Annotated in this window: 15 protein-coding genes; all 15 read left to right on the top strand. The window is 34.7% G+C overall.

The genetic code is table 11. From position 1 onward, the window contains the following. The first annotated feature begins 15 nt into the window (after positions 1-15). Positions 16-174: a hypothetical protein gene (locus J2Z80_RS09655; protein WP_209454206.1), complete on the top strand. Its 159-nt coding sequence runs from the start codon at positions 16-18 to the stop codon at positions 172-174. Positions 175-305: 131 nt separating this feature from the next. After that, the gene (gene xylA / locus J2Z80_RS09650; protein ID WP_015312541.1) at positions 306-1,625 is read left to right on the top strand and encodes a xylose isomerase; all 1,320 of its coding nucleotides are present in this window, start codon (positions 306-308) and stop codon (positions 1,623-1,625) included. Positions 1,626-1,688: 63 nt separating this feature from the next. After that, positions 1,689-3,194 carry a xylulokinase gene (gene xylB / locus J2Z80_RS09645; RefSeq protein WP_209454205.1) on the top strand — a complete coding sequence of 502 codons (1,506 nt, stop codon included), beginning with the start codon at positions 1,689-1,691 and terminating at the stop codon, positions 3,192-3,194. Between the two features lie 397 nt (positions 3,195-3,591). Further along, positions 3,592-4,698 carry a D-xylose ABC transporter substrate-binding protein gene (gene xylF / locus J2Z80_RS09640; protein ID WP_209454204.1) on the top strand — a complete coding sequence of 369 codons (1,107 nt, stop codon included), beginning with the start codon at positions 3,592-3,594 and terminating at the stop codon, positions 4,696-4,698. Between the two features lie 65 nt (positions 4,699-4,763). Beyond that, positions 4,764-6,284 (top strand): xylose ABC transporter ATP-binding protein, encoded by a 1,521-nt coding sequence (locus tag J2Z80_RS09635; RefSeq protein ID WP_209454203.1) that lies wholly within the window; start codon positions 4,764-4,766, stop codon positions 6,282-6,284. Positions 6,285-6,286: 2 nt separating this feature from the next. Continuing rightward, positions 6,287-7,453: a sugar ABC transporter permease gene (locus J2Z80_RS09630; protein WP_209454202.1), complete on the top strand. Its 1,167-nt coding sequence runs from the start codon at positions 6,287-6,289 to the stop codon at positions 7,451-7,453. A 261-nt stretch (positions 7,454-7,714) separates the two neighbouring features. Beyond that, positions 7,715-8,917, top strand: coding sequence for an ROK family transcriptional regulator (locus J2Z80_RS09625; protein ID WP_209454201.1), 1,203 nt, complete (start codon positions 7,715-7,717; stop codon positions 8,915-8,917). A 119-nt stretch (positions 8,918-9,036) separates the two neighbouring features. Then, the gene (locus J2Z80_RS09620; protein WP_209454200.1) at positions 9,037-10,653 is read left to right on the top strand and encodes an MBL fold metallo-hydrolase RNA specificity domain-containing protein; all 1,617 of its coding nucleotides are present in this window, start codon (positions 9,037-9,039) and stop codon (positions 10,651-10,653) included. A gap of 516 nt (positions 10,654-11,169) precedes the next feature. After that, positions 11,170-12,195 (top strand): LacI family DNA-binding transcriptional regulator, encoded by a 1,026-nt coding sequence (locus J2Z80_RS09615; RefSeq protein WP_209454199.1) that lies wholly within the window; start codon positions 11,170-11,172, stop codon positions 12,193-12,195. Positions 12,196-12,226: 31 nt separating this feature from the next. Next, positions 12,227-12,847, top strand: coding sequence for a bifunctional 4-hydroxy-2-oxoglutarate aldolase/2-dehydro-3-deoxy-phosphogluconate aldolase (locus J2Z80_RS09610; RefSeq protein ID WP_209454198.1), 621 nt, complete (start codon positions 12,227-12,229; stop codon positions 12,845-12,847). A gap of 21 nt (positions 12,848-12,868) precedes the next feature. Next, on the top strand, positions 12,869-13,804 hold the full coding sequence (locus J2Z80_RS09605) for a sugar kinase (protein WP_209454197.1): 936 nt from the start codon (positions 12,869-12,871) through the stop codon (positions 13,802-13,804). Between the two features lie 66 nt (positions 13,805-13,870). Further along, a complete protein-coding gene (locus tag J2Z80_RS09600; RefSeq protein ID WP_209454196.1) occupies positions 13,871-14,167 on the top strand; it encodes a colicin immunity domain-containing protein in 297 nt (98 codons plus the stop codon). A gap of 210 nt (positions 14,168-14,377) precedes the next feature. Then, the gene (locus J2Z80_RS09595) at positions 14,378-16,519 is read left to right on the top strand and encodes a BglG family transcription antiterminator (protein WP_209454195.1); all 2,142 of its coding nucleotides are present in this window, start codon (positions 14,378-14,380) and stop codon (positions 16,517-16,519) included. Between the two features lie 18 nt (positions 16,520-16,537). Next, positions 16,538-16,825, top strand: coding sequence for a PTS sugar transporter subunit IIB (locus J2Z80_RS09590; protein WP_209454194.1), 288 nt, complete (start codon positions 16,538-16,540; stop codon positions 16,823-16,825). 55 nt (positions 16,826-16,880) lie between these two features. After that, complete coding sequence (ulaA, locus tag J2Z80_RS09585; protein ID WP_209454193.1) at positions 16,881-18,254, top strand: PTS ascorbate transporter subunit IIC; 1,374 nt, start codon at positions 16,881-16,883, stop codon at positions 18,252-18,254. The last annotated feature ends 214 nt before the right edge of the window (positions 18,255-18,468 follow it).

Genomic DNA, 18,468 nt, shown 5'->3' with positions numbered 1-18,468 from the left:
CCCAGATGTTGGCTAATGGTCTATAATGATATCAAACAGATAAATGGCGTCATTTCTGTTAATGGAATGGAAAACTTCCTCCTATTAGCAAAATCGATATATCCAGATAATTCTACAATTGATGATGAAAAAATAAATTATCTAATAAAGTTTGAAACTTTAAAATATGATTAATCGCATTGGTTTGACAGGGCGGTTATTTTTTTAAAAATTTTTTTATTTTAAAGAAGGATTTTTTGATTTTGTGTAGAATATATAATATATAAGTTTGTTGGATAGACAAACAATAAAAAGGAGGACATAAGATGAGCAAATATTTTGAAAAAGTATCAAAAATTAAATATGAAGGACCTAAATCAAATAATCCTTATGCATTTAAATTCTACAATCCAGAGGAAGTAATCGATGGAAAGACGATGGAGGAACATCTTCGCTTTTCTATAGCTTACTGGCACACGTTTACAGCAGATGGGACAGACCAATTCGGAAAAGCAACAATGCAAAGGCCGTGGAATCACCTTACAGATCCTATGGACATAGCAAAAGCTAGAGTTGAAGCGGCATTTGAATTTTTTGACAAAATTAATGCACCTTTCTTCTGTTTCCATGATAGAGATATAGCACCAGAAGGTGATACATTAAGAGAGACCAATAAAAACCTGGATATCATCGTTGCTATGATAAAGGATTACCTGAAGACCAGCAAGACAAAAGTTTTGTGGGGCACTGCAAACCTATTCTCAAATCCGAGATTTGTCCATGGTGCATCAACATCCTGCAATGCAGATGTTTTTGCATACTCTGCAGCACAGGTTAAGAAAGCACTTGAAATTACAAAAGAGCTTGGAGGACAAAACTACGTATTCTGGGGTGGAAGAGAAGGATACGAGACGCTCCTTAATACAGATATGGAGTTAGAGCTGGACAATTTTGCAAGATTTTTGCACATGGCTGTTGACTACGCAAAGGAAATCGGATTTGAAGGACAATTCTTGATTGAACCAAAGCCGAAGGAGCCTACGAAACACCAATACGACTTTGATGTAGCAAATGTATTAGCATTCTTGAGAAAATACGATCTTGATAAATATTTCAAAGTAAATATCGAAGCTAATCATGCAACATTAGCAGCACATGACTTCCAGCATGAGCTCAGATATGCAAGGATAAATGGAGCATTAGGATCAATAGATGCAAATACAGGTGACATGCTTTTAGGATGGGATACAGATCAGTTCCCGACAGATATACGCATGACAACACTTGCAATGTATGAAGTCATAAAGATGGGTGGATTTGACAAAGGTGGATTGAATTTCGATGCAAAAGTAAGAAGAGCTTCATTTGAACCAGAAGATCTTTTCTTAGGACATATAGCAGGTATGGATGCTTTTGCAAAAGGATTCAAAGTAGCTTATAAGCTTGTAAAAGATGGCGTATTTGACAAGTTCATTGAAGAGAGATATGCAAGCTACAAAGAAGGCATTGGCGCAGATATTGTAAGCGGTAAAGCTGACTTCAAGAGTTTGGAGAAATACGCATTAGAGCACAGCGAGATTGTTAATAAATCAGGTAGGCAAGAAATGCTTGAATCAATACTCAATCAGTATTTGTTTGCAGAATAATGAAACATGAGGGGGATAAATGTTTCATTATTCCCCTCTATAACATTTCATGGAGGTAAATATATGTATTTTTTAGGGATAGATTTAGGTACGTCATCAGTTAAGATAATACTGATGAGTGACAACGGAAGTGTTGTATCTAGCGTTTCAAAAGAATATCCTGTGTATTATCCAGAGCCTGGATGGGCAGAGCAAAATCCAGATGACTGGTGGAATGCAACGAAAGATGGTGTAAAAGAGATTATTGCAAAAAGCGGTGTAAATGGTGATGACATAAAAGGCGTCGGTTTAAGCGGCCAGATGCATGGCCTTGTGCTTCTCGATAAAGACAATAATGTCATCACACCTGCTATACTTTGGTGCGATCAGAGGACACAGGAAGAATGTGACTACATTACTGGAAAGATAGGTAAAGAAGGTCTTTTGAAGTATACAGGTAATAAGGCATTGACAGGCTTTACTGCTCCAAAGATATTATGGGTAAGAAAACACCTTCCAGATGTATACAGCAAAATCGCTCACATCCTTTTGCCAAAAGACTATATAAGGTTTAAATTAACAGGTGAGTACGCTACAGAGGTTTCTGATGCATCAGGAACACTTCTATTTGATGTCAGCAATAGAAGATGGTCAAAGGAAATGATAGACATATTTGAAATACCCGAAAAAGCTCTTCCTAAATGTTATGAATCGACTGATGTAACGGGCCATGTGACAAAAGAAGCTGCAGATTTGACAGGACTTAAAGAAGGTACAATTGTCGTAGGTGGAGGCGGCGATCAGGCTAGCGGTGCTGTCGGTACTGGAACTGTGAAAAGCGGCATAGTATCAGTTGCTTTAGGCACATCTGGTGTCGTATTTGCATCACAGGACAAGTATGCAGCAGATGATGAGCTTAGGCTTCACTCATTCTGTCATGCAAATGGCAAATGGCATGTGATGGGTGTAATGCTTTCGGCTGCATCATGTCTTAAATGGTGGGTGGATGATGTAAATAATTACAATGCTGATGTTATGACATTTGATGGACTCTTAGAAGAAGCAGAGAAGGTGAAGCCGGGAAGTGATGGGCTAATATTCTTGCCTTATCTTATGGGAGAAAGAACACCATATAGCGACCCTTATGCAAAAGGAAGCTTTGTAGGATTAAGCATAACACACAATAGAGGCCACATGACAAGGTCCATATTGGAAGGTGTCGCATTTGGGTTGAGAGACTCTCTTGAACTCATTAAAGATCTTAATATACCTGTTAATGAAGTCAGAGTAAGCGGTGGTGGTGCTAAAAGCAAACTTTGGAGGCAGATACTTGCTGACATATTCAATGTAAGGATAGACATGATAAATGCTACAGAAGGGCCCTCATATGGTGCAGCCATAATGGCATCTGTAGGATATGGCCTTTACAAAAATGTAGATGACGCTTGCAATAGTTTAATAAAAGTTACAGATAGCGTGTACCCAATCAAAGAAAACGTCGAAAAGTACAACAAGCTGTATCCAATTTATGTAAGCTTGTATTCAAAGCTTAAAGGTGCATTTGAGGAGATAGGGAAGTTAAATTCATAAAAAATTTGGAAATTTGATAGTGAAAAAAATTCATCATAGTACAAGGGACATTAATGATGGCTAGAAAAATTTAACTTTGAGTCATTATTAGTAAAGCAAATTAATATTGATTAGAAAAAATAATAGCTTAAATTATCTGTTCCTTGTACTTGCCTTTATTATGTTTATTTAAAAGATTAATAAATAAAAGTAATTTTAGCTAATAATAAAATTCTATATTTAGTAGATATTTACAAGAAAATTGTAGTATAATCAAAAACTTTATTTAGCATTTTAAAAATACTTACATAAGGGGGTGTTAAATAAAAAGGATAAATTATTGTCTCGGTTTAATTTAAAAATTTGACTTAAGAGCATTTGACTTCCGCAAAAATATCAATAGGAAGGGGAAATTAAAATGAGTAAAAATTTCAAGAAAAATCTATTGTCTCTAATCCTTATATTTGCAATGTTGTTTACGTTCTCAGGATGTGCTACAACAAATCCGAATCAATCAAATTCAAATAATCAAACAAGCCAAACAACAAAAACTTCTGACAATTCAGGTAAAATTAAAATAGGATTTAGTTTTGATACTTTAAATCTAGAGAGATGGCAACATGATAGAGACTATTTTGTTCAAAGGGCTAAAGAGTTAGGAGCTGATGTATTAGTACAGTCAGCTAATAGTGATTCACAAACACAATATTCACAATGTCAAAATTTAATAGCACAAGGCATAAAAGTTTTAGTAATAATTCCGCATGATGGAAGTGCAATAGCACCAATCGTTGAAGAAGCTCATAAAGCAGGAGTAAAGGTTTTAGCATACGACAGATTAATTATGAATGCAGACGTTGATGCATACGTGTCATTTGACAATGAAAAAGTTGGTGAATTACAAGCTGAATATATAACGAAATTGGTACCAAAAGGAAATTATTTCTTGCTTGAAGGCTCACCTACAGATAATAATGCTAAATTGTTTGAACAAGGTCAAAAGAAGGTTTTACAACCATTAGTTGATAAAGGCGATATAAAAATAGTTGGAGAGCAATGGGCGCAAGATTGGCTGACACAAAATGCTTATAATATAATGCAAAATGCACTAACAGCTAATAATAATAAAATTGATGCAGTAGTTGACGCAAATGACAGTACTGCTTTAGGAGCGATTAGGGCTTTGCAGGAACAAAATCTTGCTGGAAAAGTTGCAATATCAGGTCAAGATGCTGACCTAGCAAATTGTCAGTTGATTGTTGAAGGCAAACAATCAATGACTGTATATAAGCCAGTAAAAGAAGAAGCAACAAAAGGTGCTGATGTAGCGATTGCCTTAGCAAAAGGTGAAGACATCAATGCAAATGGAAAGGTCAATAATGGAAAAATTGACGTACCATCTGTATTGCTTACACCTGTAGCCGTAGATAAGAACAATATGGTAGATACTATCATAAAAGATGGATTCCATAGCCTTGATGAAGTTTATAAAAATGTTCCTAAAGATCAGTGGCCGAAACAATAATTATTAAAAAAATTCTTTAGGGGAATGAAAACTCATTCCCCTAATCAAAAAAGGTAGGGATGGATATGGGTGATTTCATTCTAGAAATGAAAAATATAACAAAGGAATTTTCCGGTGTTAAAGCTTTAGACAATGTTAATTTAAAAGTCAAAAAAGGAGAAATACACGGACTATGTGGTGAAAATGGTGCGGGAAAGTCAACACTTATGAAAATTTTAAGCGGTGTATATCCACATGGCACTTTTTCTGGAGAGATAATATTTGATGGAAGAGAATTAAAATTAAACAATATTAAAGATGCAGAAGATGCAGGGATAGGTATAATTTATCAGGAGTTGTCATTAGTTAAAGAATTGTCTGTCAGTGAAAATATATTTATTGGGAATGAGCCTAATAAAAATGGGATAATTGATTTTGACAGAATGTATTATGAAACTAAAATCTTACTTGATAAATTGAATTTGAATATTAATCCTAATGTACCAGTGAAGAATTTAGGAATTGGACAGCAACAATTAGTTGAAATTGCCAAAGCTTTATCTAAAAATGTCAGTTTATTGATATTGGATGAGCCAACATCATCTCTCACAGATGCTGATGTTGAGATATTGTTTAAAATATTAAGGCAGTTAAAGGATAATGGTGTTACATGCATATACATTTCACATAAATTAAATGAGGTAATGGAAATAACAGATCGGATAACAGTTCAGAGAGATGGGAAAACGGTAGGTTCAGAAGACACAAAAAATCTTACAGAGAGTGAAATTATAAAAATGATGGTTGGGCGTGAACTTACGAATCTTTTCCCAAAAGAAGAACATCAAATTGGGAAAGAAATATTGGAAGTAAAAAATTTCAGTGTTTATGATTCGAAATCCTCTAGCAAAAAAATTGTAGACAATGTCAGCTTTACTTTAAAAGAAGGTGAGATATTAGGAATAGCAGGTCTTATTGGAGCTGGAAGAACTGAACTTGTTTCTAGCATTTTCGGATCATATCAAGGAAAGCATGAAGGTGAAATCTATTTAGAAGGTAAAAAAATTAATATAAGAAATCCTGATGAAGCTTTGAATTATGGAATTGCAATGGTTCCAGAAGATAGAAAAGGTCAAGGGTTAATAAATATATTATCCGTAAGAAATAATATGACATTATCTAATATAGAAAGTTATAAAAATAATTTTGGGTCTGTTGATGAGAACAAGGAAATAGTAGATGTCAAAAAATATATCGAAATGCTAAAAATAAAAGTTTCACATTTTGACTTAGCAGTAAAAAATTTAAGCGGTGGAAATCAACAAAAAGTAGTGTTGGCTAAAAATTTATTAAGAAATCCTAAAATATTGATATTAGATGAACCTACTCGTGGAATTGATGTGGGTGCAAAATATGAGATATATAAATTGATTTATGAATTGGTTAAAAGCGGTATTTCAATAATAATGGTTTCATCAGAATTACCAGAGGTAATAGGATTAAGTGATAGAATTGTCGTAATGCATGAGGGTAAAAAGAAGGGTGAATTTGTCAATAAGGATGTCACTCAAGAAATGATAATGGAATGTGCGATAGGAGGTAAATAATAATGGTGAATTCGAAAGGTTTTAAAGAAAATGATGTATCGACAAATAAAAAATTTACATTTAATTTAAAATTATATACGATGATAATAGCATTAGTAGGTATTTGGATTATTTTTGCTATTGCTACAAAAGGTGACTTTTTAACTTCTAGAAATATGTCAAATCTTTTTAGGCAAATGGTTTCTACGGCGGTTTTAGCCATAGGGATGGTTTTTGTAATAATAGCTGGTCAGATTGATCTTTCAGTTGGATCACTTTTGGGTTTGACTGGTGGTATAGCTGCAATCGCTAATGTCTGGTTTCATTTTAATGGCATCCTTTCAATAATAATTGCATTAGCAGTCGGCCTGATTTTAGGAGCATGGAATGGCTGGTGGGTTGCTTATAAAAATGTCCCATCGTTTATTGTAACATTAGCAGGTATGTTGGTATTTAGAGGAATACTCATCGGTATTACAAATGGATACACGATTGCGCCATTAAGCAATGACTTTCAGTTTATAGGTCAAGCTTATTTAACTCCAGTAAGTGGATATTTACTCGGTATAATTGTATTGCTGGTAGGTGCCTATACCACATATTCACAAAGAAAATCAAAAATTAAGTATGGGTTAGAAGTTTCACCTTCTTATTTAGATATTGCTAAAATAATACTTATGGTTGTATTGATTGGACTGTTTGTATTCACGCTAAATTCTTATAATGGAATTCCTTTTTCAGTATTGATTTTGGCGATTTTAGCTGCCATATTTACTTATATTGCGTCAAAGACAGTTTTTGGTAGAAGAGTTTACGCATTAGGTGGTAATATTGAGGCCGCAAAATTATCAGGTATCAATGTTAAGAAGATAACACTCATTTTATTTGCAATTAATGGACTGCTGGCTGCTGTATCAGGTGTTGTCCTTACATCAACATTAAATGCCGGTTCAACATCTGCAGGTCAAAATGCTGAATTAGATGCTATCGCTGCTTGTGTTATTGGCGGTGCAAGCCTTAGTGGTGGCGTTGGTTCAGTTATTGGCGCTATAATTGGTGCTTTGGTAATGGCAAGTATAAATAACGGAATGAGTTTATTAAATTCCGCACCGTTTTGGCAATATGTCGTTAAAGGATTAATTTTATTGATTGCTGTATATATTGATGCTGCTTCAAAAAATAAGGAGTGATTTAGACTGCTCCCATCATCTACAGATGGGAGATAAATTTCTATTAGGTGTTCAGTAGCATTAGATAGTTGTTTGTTGATTTCGTAAACGATATTGTCAATATAAGTATATGAATGGAGGAAAATTTTCGTCAAATTATTAAACTTTCCACTGGGATTTTCGATTATTATGTCAAGTCAAAATCATTGAGTGGGTACATTTCGATATGGTATAATATAAAATTAGATTGTTAGTGAAAACGAAGCATTGCAAGGTGATTTGATGATAACAGGTGATCAGTTATTAATTAAACAAATTAATAAATCCATCGTTCTTAATACAATTCGCAAAAAAGGCATAATATCAAGAGCTGATTTGGCGAATATAACAGGTTTAAATAAATCCACAATATCCTCTCTAGTTGATGAACTTATAAAAGAAGGCTTTGTAGAAGAAGAAGGGCCCGGTGAGTCAAAAGGCGGCAGAAAGCCTATAATGCTTATGATAAACAGCCTTGCAGGCTGTATCATTGGTATTGATTTAGACGTAAACTATATACTTGTTATTTTGACAGACATACTTGCAAACATATTGTGGCAAAAGCGGATAAATTTAAAGATCGGTGAAAGCAAGGAAGACATCATATCTAAAATGATAGAACTTATAGATGAGGCTATAAAAAATTCGCCAAATACGGTGAAGGGAATATTAGGCATAGGCATTGGTGTGCCTGGTATTACTGATTATAAAAGAGGCGTTGTGTTAAAAGCTCCAAACTTGAATTGGGAAAATGTGGAGCTTAAAAAGATAGTAGAAGAGAGATTCAACTTAAAAGTGTATATAGATAATGAGGCTAATACAGGCGCTATAGGCGAGAAGTGGTTTGGGGCAGGTAAAAATGCTAGAAATTTCGTCTATATAAGTGCAGGTATAGGTATTGGCACAGGAATCATAATCAATAACGAGCTTTACAGAGGTTCGGGCGGACTAGCAGGTGAGATGGGACACATGACGATTGATATAAACGACCATCTATGCAGTTGTGGGAACAGAGGATGCTGGGAAAACTACGCGTCAGAAAAATCATTGTTTAACTTTATAAAAGAAAAGTTAGAATCCGGCAAAAAAGATGAGTATTTAAATGTTGACAATATAGACAGATTAGATATTAACGATATTGCAGGTTTTGCAGAGATGGGCAGCAGCTTGGCAAAAATATCAATAGAAGAAATATCAAGGAATTTAAGCATAGGCATAGTAAATATTGTAAATACATTTAATCCTGACTTGGTCATAATAGGCAATACACTGTCTGGAATAGGGGATTATCTATTAAATACCATAAGAGAGTATATAGATAGCAAATGTCTAGTGTCAAGGTACAATAATGTTGCAGTTGAAATATCAAAACTGGGAATGCTGGATCGGGCTATAGGTGCTGTAACATTAGTAATATCAGAACTTTTTTCATATCCCGGATTGTAAAAGCGAGTGCAAGGATTTAAGTCCTTCCTCGCTTTTTTTATTAATTATAGTATAATATTATTAAGACTATTATTAAAAGGATGAATATTTTTATCAATTCATTGGAGAGGAGAGATATGATGAAGATCACATTTTTAGGTGCTGCGAAGGAAGTAACAGGTTCTTGCTACCTTGTAGAGACTGAAAGTACAAAATTTCTGGTAGATTGTGGCATGTTTCAAGGAAGTGAGTTAGAAGATGAATTCAATTATCAGGAGTTTGCATTTAATGTAGATGAAATCGACTTTATGCTTTTGACACACGCACATATAGATCATAGTGGAAGGATACCGCTGCTTTATAAGAGAGGATATAAAAAGAAGATTTACGCAACTAAAGGTACGGTAGATCTTTGTGAATACATGCTACAGGATAGCGGTCATATACAGCAGATTGAAAATGAATGGAAAAACCGCAAAAGGAAGAGGGCAGGAAAACAGCTTAGAATGCCTCTTTACACTGCAGACGATGGAAAAGCAGCTATGCAGCTTTTTTGCGGTGTAAACTATGATGAGGTAATAGAGCCATCGTCGGATGTAAAAGTAAGGTTTAATGATGCAGGACACATGCTGGGATCTTCTATACTAGAGATATGGGTTAAAGAAAAAGACAAAGAGACAAAGGTGGTTTTTTCGGGGGATTTAGGAAACAAAAATATACCGATTTTGAGAGATCCCACCATTATAGATGAAGCTGATTATCTTGTGTGCGAGTCTACATACGGCGATAGGCTCCATGAAAGTGTTGGTGATAAGGCAAGGAAGCTTATGGAGATTATAAAAAAGACGATATCGAGAGGCGGAAATGTAATTATTCCATCATTTGCAGTTGGAAGGACACAAGAACTTTTATATGAAATACATAAGCTTGATGAAGGACTTTATAAGGACGAGATAGAGTACTTAAGTAAAGTGCCGGTGTACGTTGACAGTCCTCTTGCTACATCAGTTACAGGCGTTTTTAGAAAGCACCTTGATTATTTCGATGACGAAGCCAGAAGGTATGTAGAAAATGGCGATTATCCTTTAGATTTCCCTAATTTGCATTTCACCCATTCAGCGGAAGAGTCAAAGGCATTAAATGACCTTAAAGAACCTGTCATCATCATTTCTGCCAGCGGCATGTGTGAGGCAGGGCGCATCAAACATCATCTGAAGCACAATCTTTGGAGATCTGATAGCACAATCGTCTTTGTTGGTTATCAGGCAAAAGGAACACTTGGCAGGAGGATATTAGAAGGCGAAAAGACAGTAAATATTTTTGGCGAAGAGATAACAGTTAACGCAGAGATTGAAAATATAGAGAGCTTTTCAGGCCATGCAGATCAAAAGGGCTTGATGGATTGGATATCGTCATTTAAGAAAAAGCCAAAGAAAATATTTATTGTCCACGGTGAAGACAGTGCTCAAAAAGTATTATCAGATAAGATAAAAAGTGAGCTAAATATTGAAACGGTTATTCCTTCAAAGTACGATACGTATGACTTTGATTTGAACGAAGTAAATGTAGCAGAAATCGCATTGCCGTCTGATGATGAGATATTAAGACAGATAGAAGAATTAAAGACAGAAAACGATAAGATTTTGTCAAGACTTAAAGATATCATAAGCCAAAACAGAGGAAAGGTTAAAGAAGTCAATGAGGATCTGGCAACATTGTCTGATGTTTTGACAAGGCTAAAAAGGAGATTTAGCTAAACAATATGCGCCGTATGTGCGCATTTTTTTTGTTGTAACGAAATAATTATATATGCTATAATATCATTAAGGTTAATGATCGGAAAGAGCACCACTCCCTATATTCGTGAGATGTTGAAGGTAAAGTCAATTTTCATTTGGAATTCAAGATTGAAATTGGTCAAAACAAAAAAGAGCATTAACCTCTGCACAGGAATGCTCTTATCCGAGTAGCACATTAACCTTTCCTCCAACATCTCTATGTTTATTATATTTCACTTGTTTTATACTGTCAACTTTTTTTTATACTTTTCTTAAATCTTTTTATACTATTTTTAGGATTGTCTTTCGCTTTTCTAAATTTTCTTATGGGAATTTAATAGTTATATATATTTTTACAAAATAATGTTCTCTACTTTAGAGAGAAAAGTTTACTAACTTTAATTTAAACAAGAAGGATTTTTAAAAATTATGTAGAATATAATATATATACCGGTTTCGTAAACTGGTTTCTAAAATTAAAATGCTGGTGATGCCATGAACAATGATAACTTTAAGATTACAATTGATTATGTTGCGAAAAGAGCTGGTGTATCAAAGACGACTATTTCCCGGTTTTTAAATGGTCGTTATGAGTATATGTCTGACGCCACAAGAGAAAACATCAAAAAAGTCATAGAGGAGCTTAACTATAGACCCAATAATTTAGCACGAAGTTTAAAGCTTAATAGATCAAATCTCATAGGTGTCCTTGTTTCTGACATAGGCAATCATTTTTCATCTATACTTGTTAAGGGAATAGAGAAAGTCTTGAAAGAAAACGGATATAACTTGATAATAGCCAGCACAGACAACGATGCCACAAAGGAAAGAGAGTACATCTTATCACTTTTAGACAACAATATAGACGGGCTTATAATAAACACTGCTGGAGGCAACGACGATTTTTTGATAGAGCTTTCAAAAAAAGGCCTGCCGATTGTCCTTGCAGATAGGAGCATAAAAGATACAGTTTTTGATACGGTTGTTGTAAATAATTATGAGGTGACGTCTGAGCTTATACTGCACTTAATCAAAAACGGCTACAATAGAATAGGCTTTTTTACTGAAAGGATAGGCGATATAAGTACTCGCAATGAGAGAAAACAAGCATTTTTAGACGTTTGCAAAAAATACGGAATAGATAACAACAATTTGATATTTGAAGTAGATGGTGGTTTAAGCAAGATTGAAGAGAAAATAATATCAATGATGAAAGATTGCAGGAAGTGCAGGACGGCTTTGTTTACTGTAAATGGAGTTGTGCTTTTAAATGTGCTGCAAGTTGTAAATAAGCTAAAATTAAAGATACCTGATGACGTGGCGGTGTGCGGATATGACGATTGGGGTTGGGCATCACTTATACCGCCAGGTATTACTACCATATCACAGCCTACCTATGAAGTTGGCGTGGAATCAGCCAAAATGCTGCTTAATAGGATAAACGATAGCGGTGAGATTGTACCTAAGAAGCTGGTTTTAAAGGCAGAGCTTGTAATAAGGAGATCTACCAGATCTCATTAAATAAATATATTAAAATGAAAGGATGAGTTTTATGAGTTTTAAAGAGATAAAAGAAAAGACAAAGAAGGGGATATTTTCAGTTATAAGGTGCAAAGACTATGACTTGGGAATGAAGATGGCAGAAAAGGTAATAGAATGCGGTATAAACATAATAGAAATAACATATACCGTTGAAGGCGCTGGAAAACTAATAAAGGAGCTTAAGAAGAAATACCCGGATAAAATCGTAGGTGCAGGGACAGTATTGGAATTGAGCCAGGCGGAGGAAGCTGTAGGAAATGGAGCAGATTTCGTTGTGACGCCGTGCATAGTTGAGGAAGTTGCATCATACTGCAAAAAAAATGATGTATTTTTCTCAATGGCAGCAGCAACGACTACGGAGATGTTTAAAGCTTACAAGATGGGCTCAGAAGTTATAAAGCTTTTCCCAGGTGAATTTGTAGATTCAAAGATTATAAAGTCTCTTAAAGGACCCTTCCCATTCCTTGAATTCATGCCGACAGGTGGTGTAAATGACGAGAATATCAATGAATGGTTTGAAAATGGCGCTTATGCAGTTGGCGTAGGTGGTTATCTGACAAAAGGAATTAATTTTGACAATCTGGACCTTTTGGAAGAGAGAGCAAAAAGGCTTGTAAATGCAGTAAAGTAGATTAGATAAGTAGGTGATATTTTGGCTAAAGTTTTATTGGTTGGAGAACCCATGGCTTTATTTATAGCAGATGAAGAAGGGACACTTGATAGAGTAAACAAGTTTACAAAGGCATTGGCAGGAGCAGAAGCAAATGTTGCAATAGGCTTAAGCAGGCTTGGGCATACTGTAAAGTACATTACGAAGCTTGGTAATGACCCTTTTGGAAGATACATTTATGAAAAGTTGTCTGAAGAAAAAATTGATGTTTCATCGATAAAATTTACTGATGAATATCCAACAGGGTTCATGCTTAAATCAAAGACATCAGAGGGTGATCCGGATATATTTTACTTTAGAAAGGGCTCAGCGGCATCACACGTGACACCAGATGACATTGATTGCGATGTAAGTCAGCTTAAGCATATACACATTACGGGCATAACAGCGGCTCTTTCAAAAGATACATTGGATACTGTCTACAAAATGATTCGGATTGGAAAACAAAATGGCATAAGGACTTCATTTGATCCCAATATACGAAAGAGCCTGTGGAAAAGCGAAGATGAGATGGTGTCTACGTTAAACGACATCGCATCTAGGTGTGACATAGTCATGCCAGGTATAAAAGAAGGCTTTATTTTGACAGGAACAGAAAATCCAGACGATATAGCTGACTATTATCTAGGCAGAGGCGTAGAAACTGTCATAATCAAGATCGGCGATAAAGGAGCGTATGTCAAGACAAAAGATGAGAGCTTTACTGTAAGTGGCTATAAAGTGGAAAGAATAGTTGATACGGTTGGTGCCGGAGATGGATTTGCAACAGGTGTCATAAGCGGATTACTAGAAGGGCTTACACTTAAAGATGCAGTAAAAAGAGGCAATGCAATAGGAGCGATAATAATCATGTCACCAGGTGACAACGATGGACTGCCGGATAGAGAGACATTAGAAAAATTTATGAAAGAAAATTAGGGATAATGGAGATATTAAAACCGTAATAGCGAGAAAGAGACCTAAACTAGATTGGAGGGCGATTGAATGAAAGCAGTAGAGTATTTAGTTGAATTAGCTAATAAGTATTTAATAGGTGAGATAGATGCAAAATCATTTGCTGAGAAGTTCGAGTCATATTTCTATGAAGCAGAAGAAGCTATCTATGATTATGATAAAAAAATTTATAATGTATTAGATAATATAAGGGAAGCAATAGCATATTATGAGTCAGATGCGAACATCAGAGAAAAAACCAAGTATTTAATCGATGATGATGAATTAAATCATAAAGTCAAAATAAATCTTAAAAAACTTAAAAATATTAGCATTAAAACTGCATAGATAAACTAAACCGCTAAGACATGATAAGTCGAGGCGGTATTTTTATGTTCAAAAATACAAAAGCGAAAGATTTTATAGAAAATAACAGGAGAAAATAAATTTAGTTCGGGGAAATATATTAGTAAGGCGTTGGTTATAGTACAGTTTTGCCACAATTGAAGTGAAAAATGTTAAGCTTTTCAAGCAAGATAAATGATAATATAATTAATAATGAAAGAGGTGATAATTATCATACTCAATGAAAGATGCACACAAATATTGATAAAGCTTCTTAATTCAAGCCTCCCCGTCAAGATCACTGAACTGGCCAGTTCATTTAAAGTTAGCTCAAGGACTATAAGATACGACCTTGATGAAATTGATGAATTCTTAAAGTACAATAATTTGCCACAATTAATAAGAAAGCCTAACGTAGGTGTGAAATTTTCTGAATCATTAGAAGACAAAAATAAGGCATTAGAACTTTTAGATGACGTTAGTATTTACTATTATGCGTTATCACAGAAAGAAAGAGTAAACATTATCTTAAGCAATCTAATTGGTCAGAAGGATTATACAACAATTAATGCACTTGCAGATAATCTTATGGTATCTAGAAGCACTATTATAAATGACCTCAGTAAAGTGAGGAAATGGCTTTATGATCATGGACTTGAGCTTAAGTCAGTACCTAAGTATGGATTAAAAGTTTTAGGTGATGAGAAAAAACTTAGAAAAGCTGCTATAGAGCTTCTTACAGAGACAGTCGATATCGATAGGGCGCTGGATATAGTTAAATCACCGATATACACGAGAATAAATGTGGGTATGGACAACGAAATAAAGAAGCTTTTTGAGAATATCGATTTATCGTACATCGAAGATTGTATAAAGACTGCAGAAAGTGAACTTGAGACAGTATTTTCAGATGCAGCCTTTACAGGGCTTGTAATACACATTGCAATCACCATAAAAAGAATAGAGCTTGGAAGAGACATAGTAATGCCAACTGATGAGCTTAAATCATTGGAAATGACAAAAGAATTCAGTGTTGCTTCAAATATAGCTAAGATGCTTGAAGAACATTTTAAAGTTAATATACCGATTGATGAAATTGGCTATATAACAGTACATCTGTTGGGGAGTAGTGTTACGAACAAAAAGAATAACAAAGAGGAAAATTGGCTTGAATTGGAACTCATGACTAAGAAAATCATCAACAATGTAGAAAAAGAAGTAAATATAGATTTATCTAAAGATGGACAGCTTTTTGAAGGACTTTTAGAGCACGTAAGGCCTACAATATACAGGTTAAGCCATGGACTTGATTTAAAGAATCCAGTACTAGATGAAATAAAGAGAAATTACAGCAAACTTTTTGAAATAGTAAAAAGAGGTTTAAGGCCACTAGAAGAATACGCTGGAAATAGGCTTAATGATGAAGAAGTTGGGTATTTTGTGATGCATTTCGGTGCAGCAATTGAGAGACAAAAAGCATCAAGCAGTGGGAAAATGGATGTGTTGGTTGTATGCGGCACAGGAATCGGAACGGCAAAGATGCTGTCATCAAGGCTTCAATCGGTTTTCAACGTAAATATAAAAGGAACTGTTGCATACCATCAAGTAAAAGACCAATTAAAGAAAAAACACGTTGATTTGATAGTGTCTACTGTTCCAGTGGAAGCGGAAGGAATTAAGACTGTCGTTGTAAATCCATTGTTAACTGAAAACGACATTGAGAAGTTGAAATTGTTTATAAGAAATGACAGGACATACGCAATCAAGTTAGACGATCTAATTGAAATCATTGAAAAGCATTGCAGCATTTTAAACAGGCAAAAACTCATCGAAGAACTTAAAGAATTTTTAGATTTAGAAGATGTAAACGAAGAGAGAGGAGTTGCAGAACCATTGTTAAAAGACCTTTTGACAGAAAAGACGATTAGGCTGAATGTTGAAGTAAAAGATTGGGAAGAAGCAGTTAGGATTGGGGGTGAGCTTTTAGAAAAAGAGGGAGCTATAGAGCATAGGTATATAGACGCAATGATAGATTCTGTGAAAGAGATAGGGCCGTATATCGTCATTGCACCAGGTATAGCAATGCCACATGCAAGACCAGAATCAGGAGCTAAGAAAATAGGCATGAGCCTCATCACTCTTAAAAATCCAGTCAATTTTGGCAATAAGGAAAACGATCCAGTAAAAATAGTCGTATGCTTGTGTGCAGTTGACCATTCATCACACTTAAAAGCATTATCGGAATTGGTGGAATTGTTGGGAGATGATGAGAAAGTACAAAAGATAAAATTTGCAGATGATATTTATGATGTGGTAAACTTAATCATCAATGGTGGAATAACAGAATGTAAGTAAAAAGGAGCTGAAATAGCAATGGTAAAAGTGTTTACGGTTTGCCCTCAGGGGCTTGGTAGCAGTATGATAGCTAAAATTCATGTAAGAGCTGTATTAGATAAATTGGGAATTGAAAATGATGTTCAAACTGCAGGAGTTGCATCAATAATAGGCGAAAGTTTTGATTTTATTGTGACGGTAGAAGAACTTAAGGATTCGTTTGTTGGTGTTGACCCAAAGAAGATTATTTACATTAAAAATTTTTTCAAAAAAGACGAGATTGAGGAAAAAGTTACTGAAAGGGTTAAAGAATTAGGGCTGACATAGTTTTATCTACAACAGTGAGTAACTAAAATAATTTTAAAGTGGGAGGAAGTACAATATGTTAATGGATATTATCAAGTTTATCGTTTTTCAGCTTCTGTCTCAGCCATCGATTTTACTTGGTATTGTTGCTTTAATAGGTCTTATTTTACAAAAAAGACCTGCAAACCAAGTCGTAATGGGAACACTAAAGACAATTATAGGTGTTGTAATTATAGGTGCTGGTGCAAGTGTAATAAGTGGATCTCTATCACCACTTGGTACAATAATGAATCATAGTTTTAATATAAAAGGAATAATGCCAACAAATGAAGCAGTGTTACCATTTGCTTTGAAAAATTTCGGTACAATGGGCGCATTAGTAATGGTAGGAGGATTTATTGTAAACATAATATTGGCAAGAATCAGTAGATTTAAGTTTATATATCTTACAGGACATATTATGTTTTACGTTTCTCTTTTTGTAACTGCAATTTATGTATCAGTTGCAAATCTAAGTGGAATTGTGTTGTTTTTAGTAGGTTCTTTGACAATGGGATTGTATTTTACTTTTATGCCCGCTTTATTGTATCCATATACCAGCAAAATAACGAATGGAGAAAAATTTACAGTTGGGCACACTGGTGATGTAGCATATTGGTTTTCTGCATGGATAGGAAAATTTGTTGGTAAACCTGAAGACAGTGCGGAAAAATTTAAATTACCAAAATCGTTAAGCTTTTTTAGAGATTCAACTGCAGGCATGGCTGTAACAATGATGATAATTTTTATTATTGCAGTTGTAATGTCGGGCTATACGTATATATCTAAAAATATAAGTGGTGACACTAATCCGTTAATTTATGCTATAATGCAGGGCTTAACTTTTGCAGCTGGTGTTACTATTGTACTTTCTGGTGTTCGAATGATGTTATCAGAAATAATTCCGGCTTTTACAGGTATATCGGAAAAGGTTGTTCCAGGTGCTATACCAGCACTTGACTGCCCAGTTATGTTTCCCTATGCTCCTACAGCACTAGTTTTTGGATTCATCTCAATGTTTGTTGGCATGATAATTGGAATGTTTGTACAACTTGGATTAGGTGCATTTTATATAATTTTACCAGGTATTGTACCTGCATTCTTTGCTGGTGGTACTGCAGGAATATTTGGGAATAGCACAGGCGGTTGGAAAGGTGCTATAGTTGGACCATTCATAATGGGAATTGTTCTCGCTGTAGGTACAGGATATCTTATTCCTAATACAGGTGCATTAGCATCTACAGGTAGTACATTTGGAGATCCATTTTATGCGACTGTAGGATTGGGATTTGCAAAATGGGTTAAAGAGATGACAGTATCGCCAATAGTTGGAACAATAATTTTGTTATTAGTAGTTGCAGTTTTATATGCATTAGGTAGAAGTCGCAATAAACAGGTGAACAATATTTGAAAATAATTTTCTTAAAAAGTCGATTATAATTTGCTTCAATGTGAAATTAAAGGCCTTCATGTAATATACATTAATACCTGAAGGCTTTTATTTTTATGGAGATTCACAAACGGAAATAAGAGTGATTTCGGAAACTAATTTCCAGCAGCATACAATGACATAAATTAGATATTAGATACAAAAAATAACAATGATTTTGCGATAAAAATAAGAA

The sequence above is a fragment of the Thermoanaerobacterium butyriciformans genome (assembly GCF_017874545.1).
GTDB lineage: Bacteria > Bacillota > Thermoanaerobacteria > Thermoanaerobacterales > Thermoanaerobacteraceae > Thermoanaerobacterium > Thermoanaerobacterium butyriciformans.
Note: the sequence above shows the minus strand (reverse complement) of the source record. Positions and strands in the feature narration are given on the sequence as shown.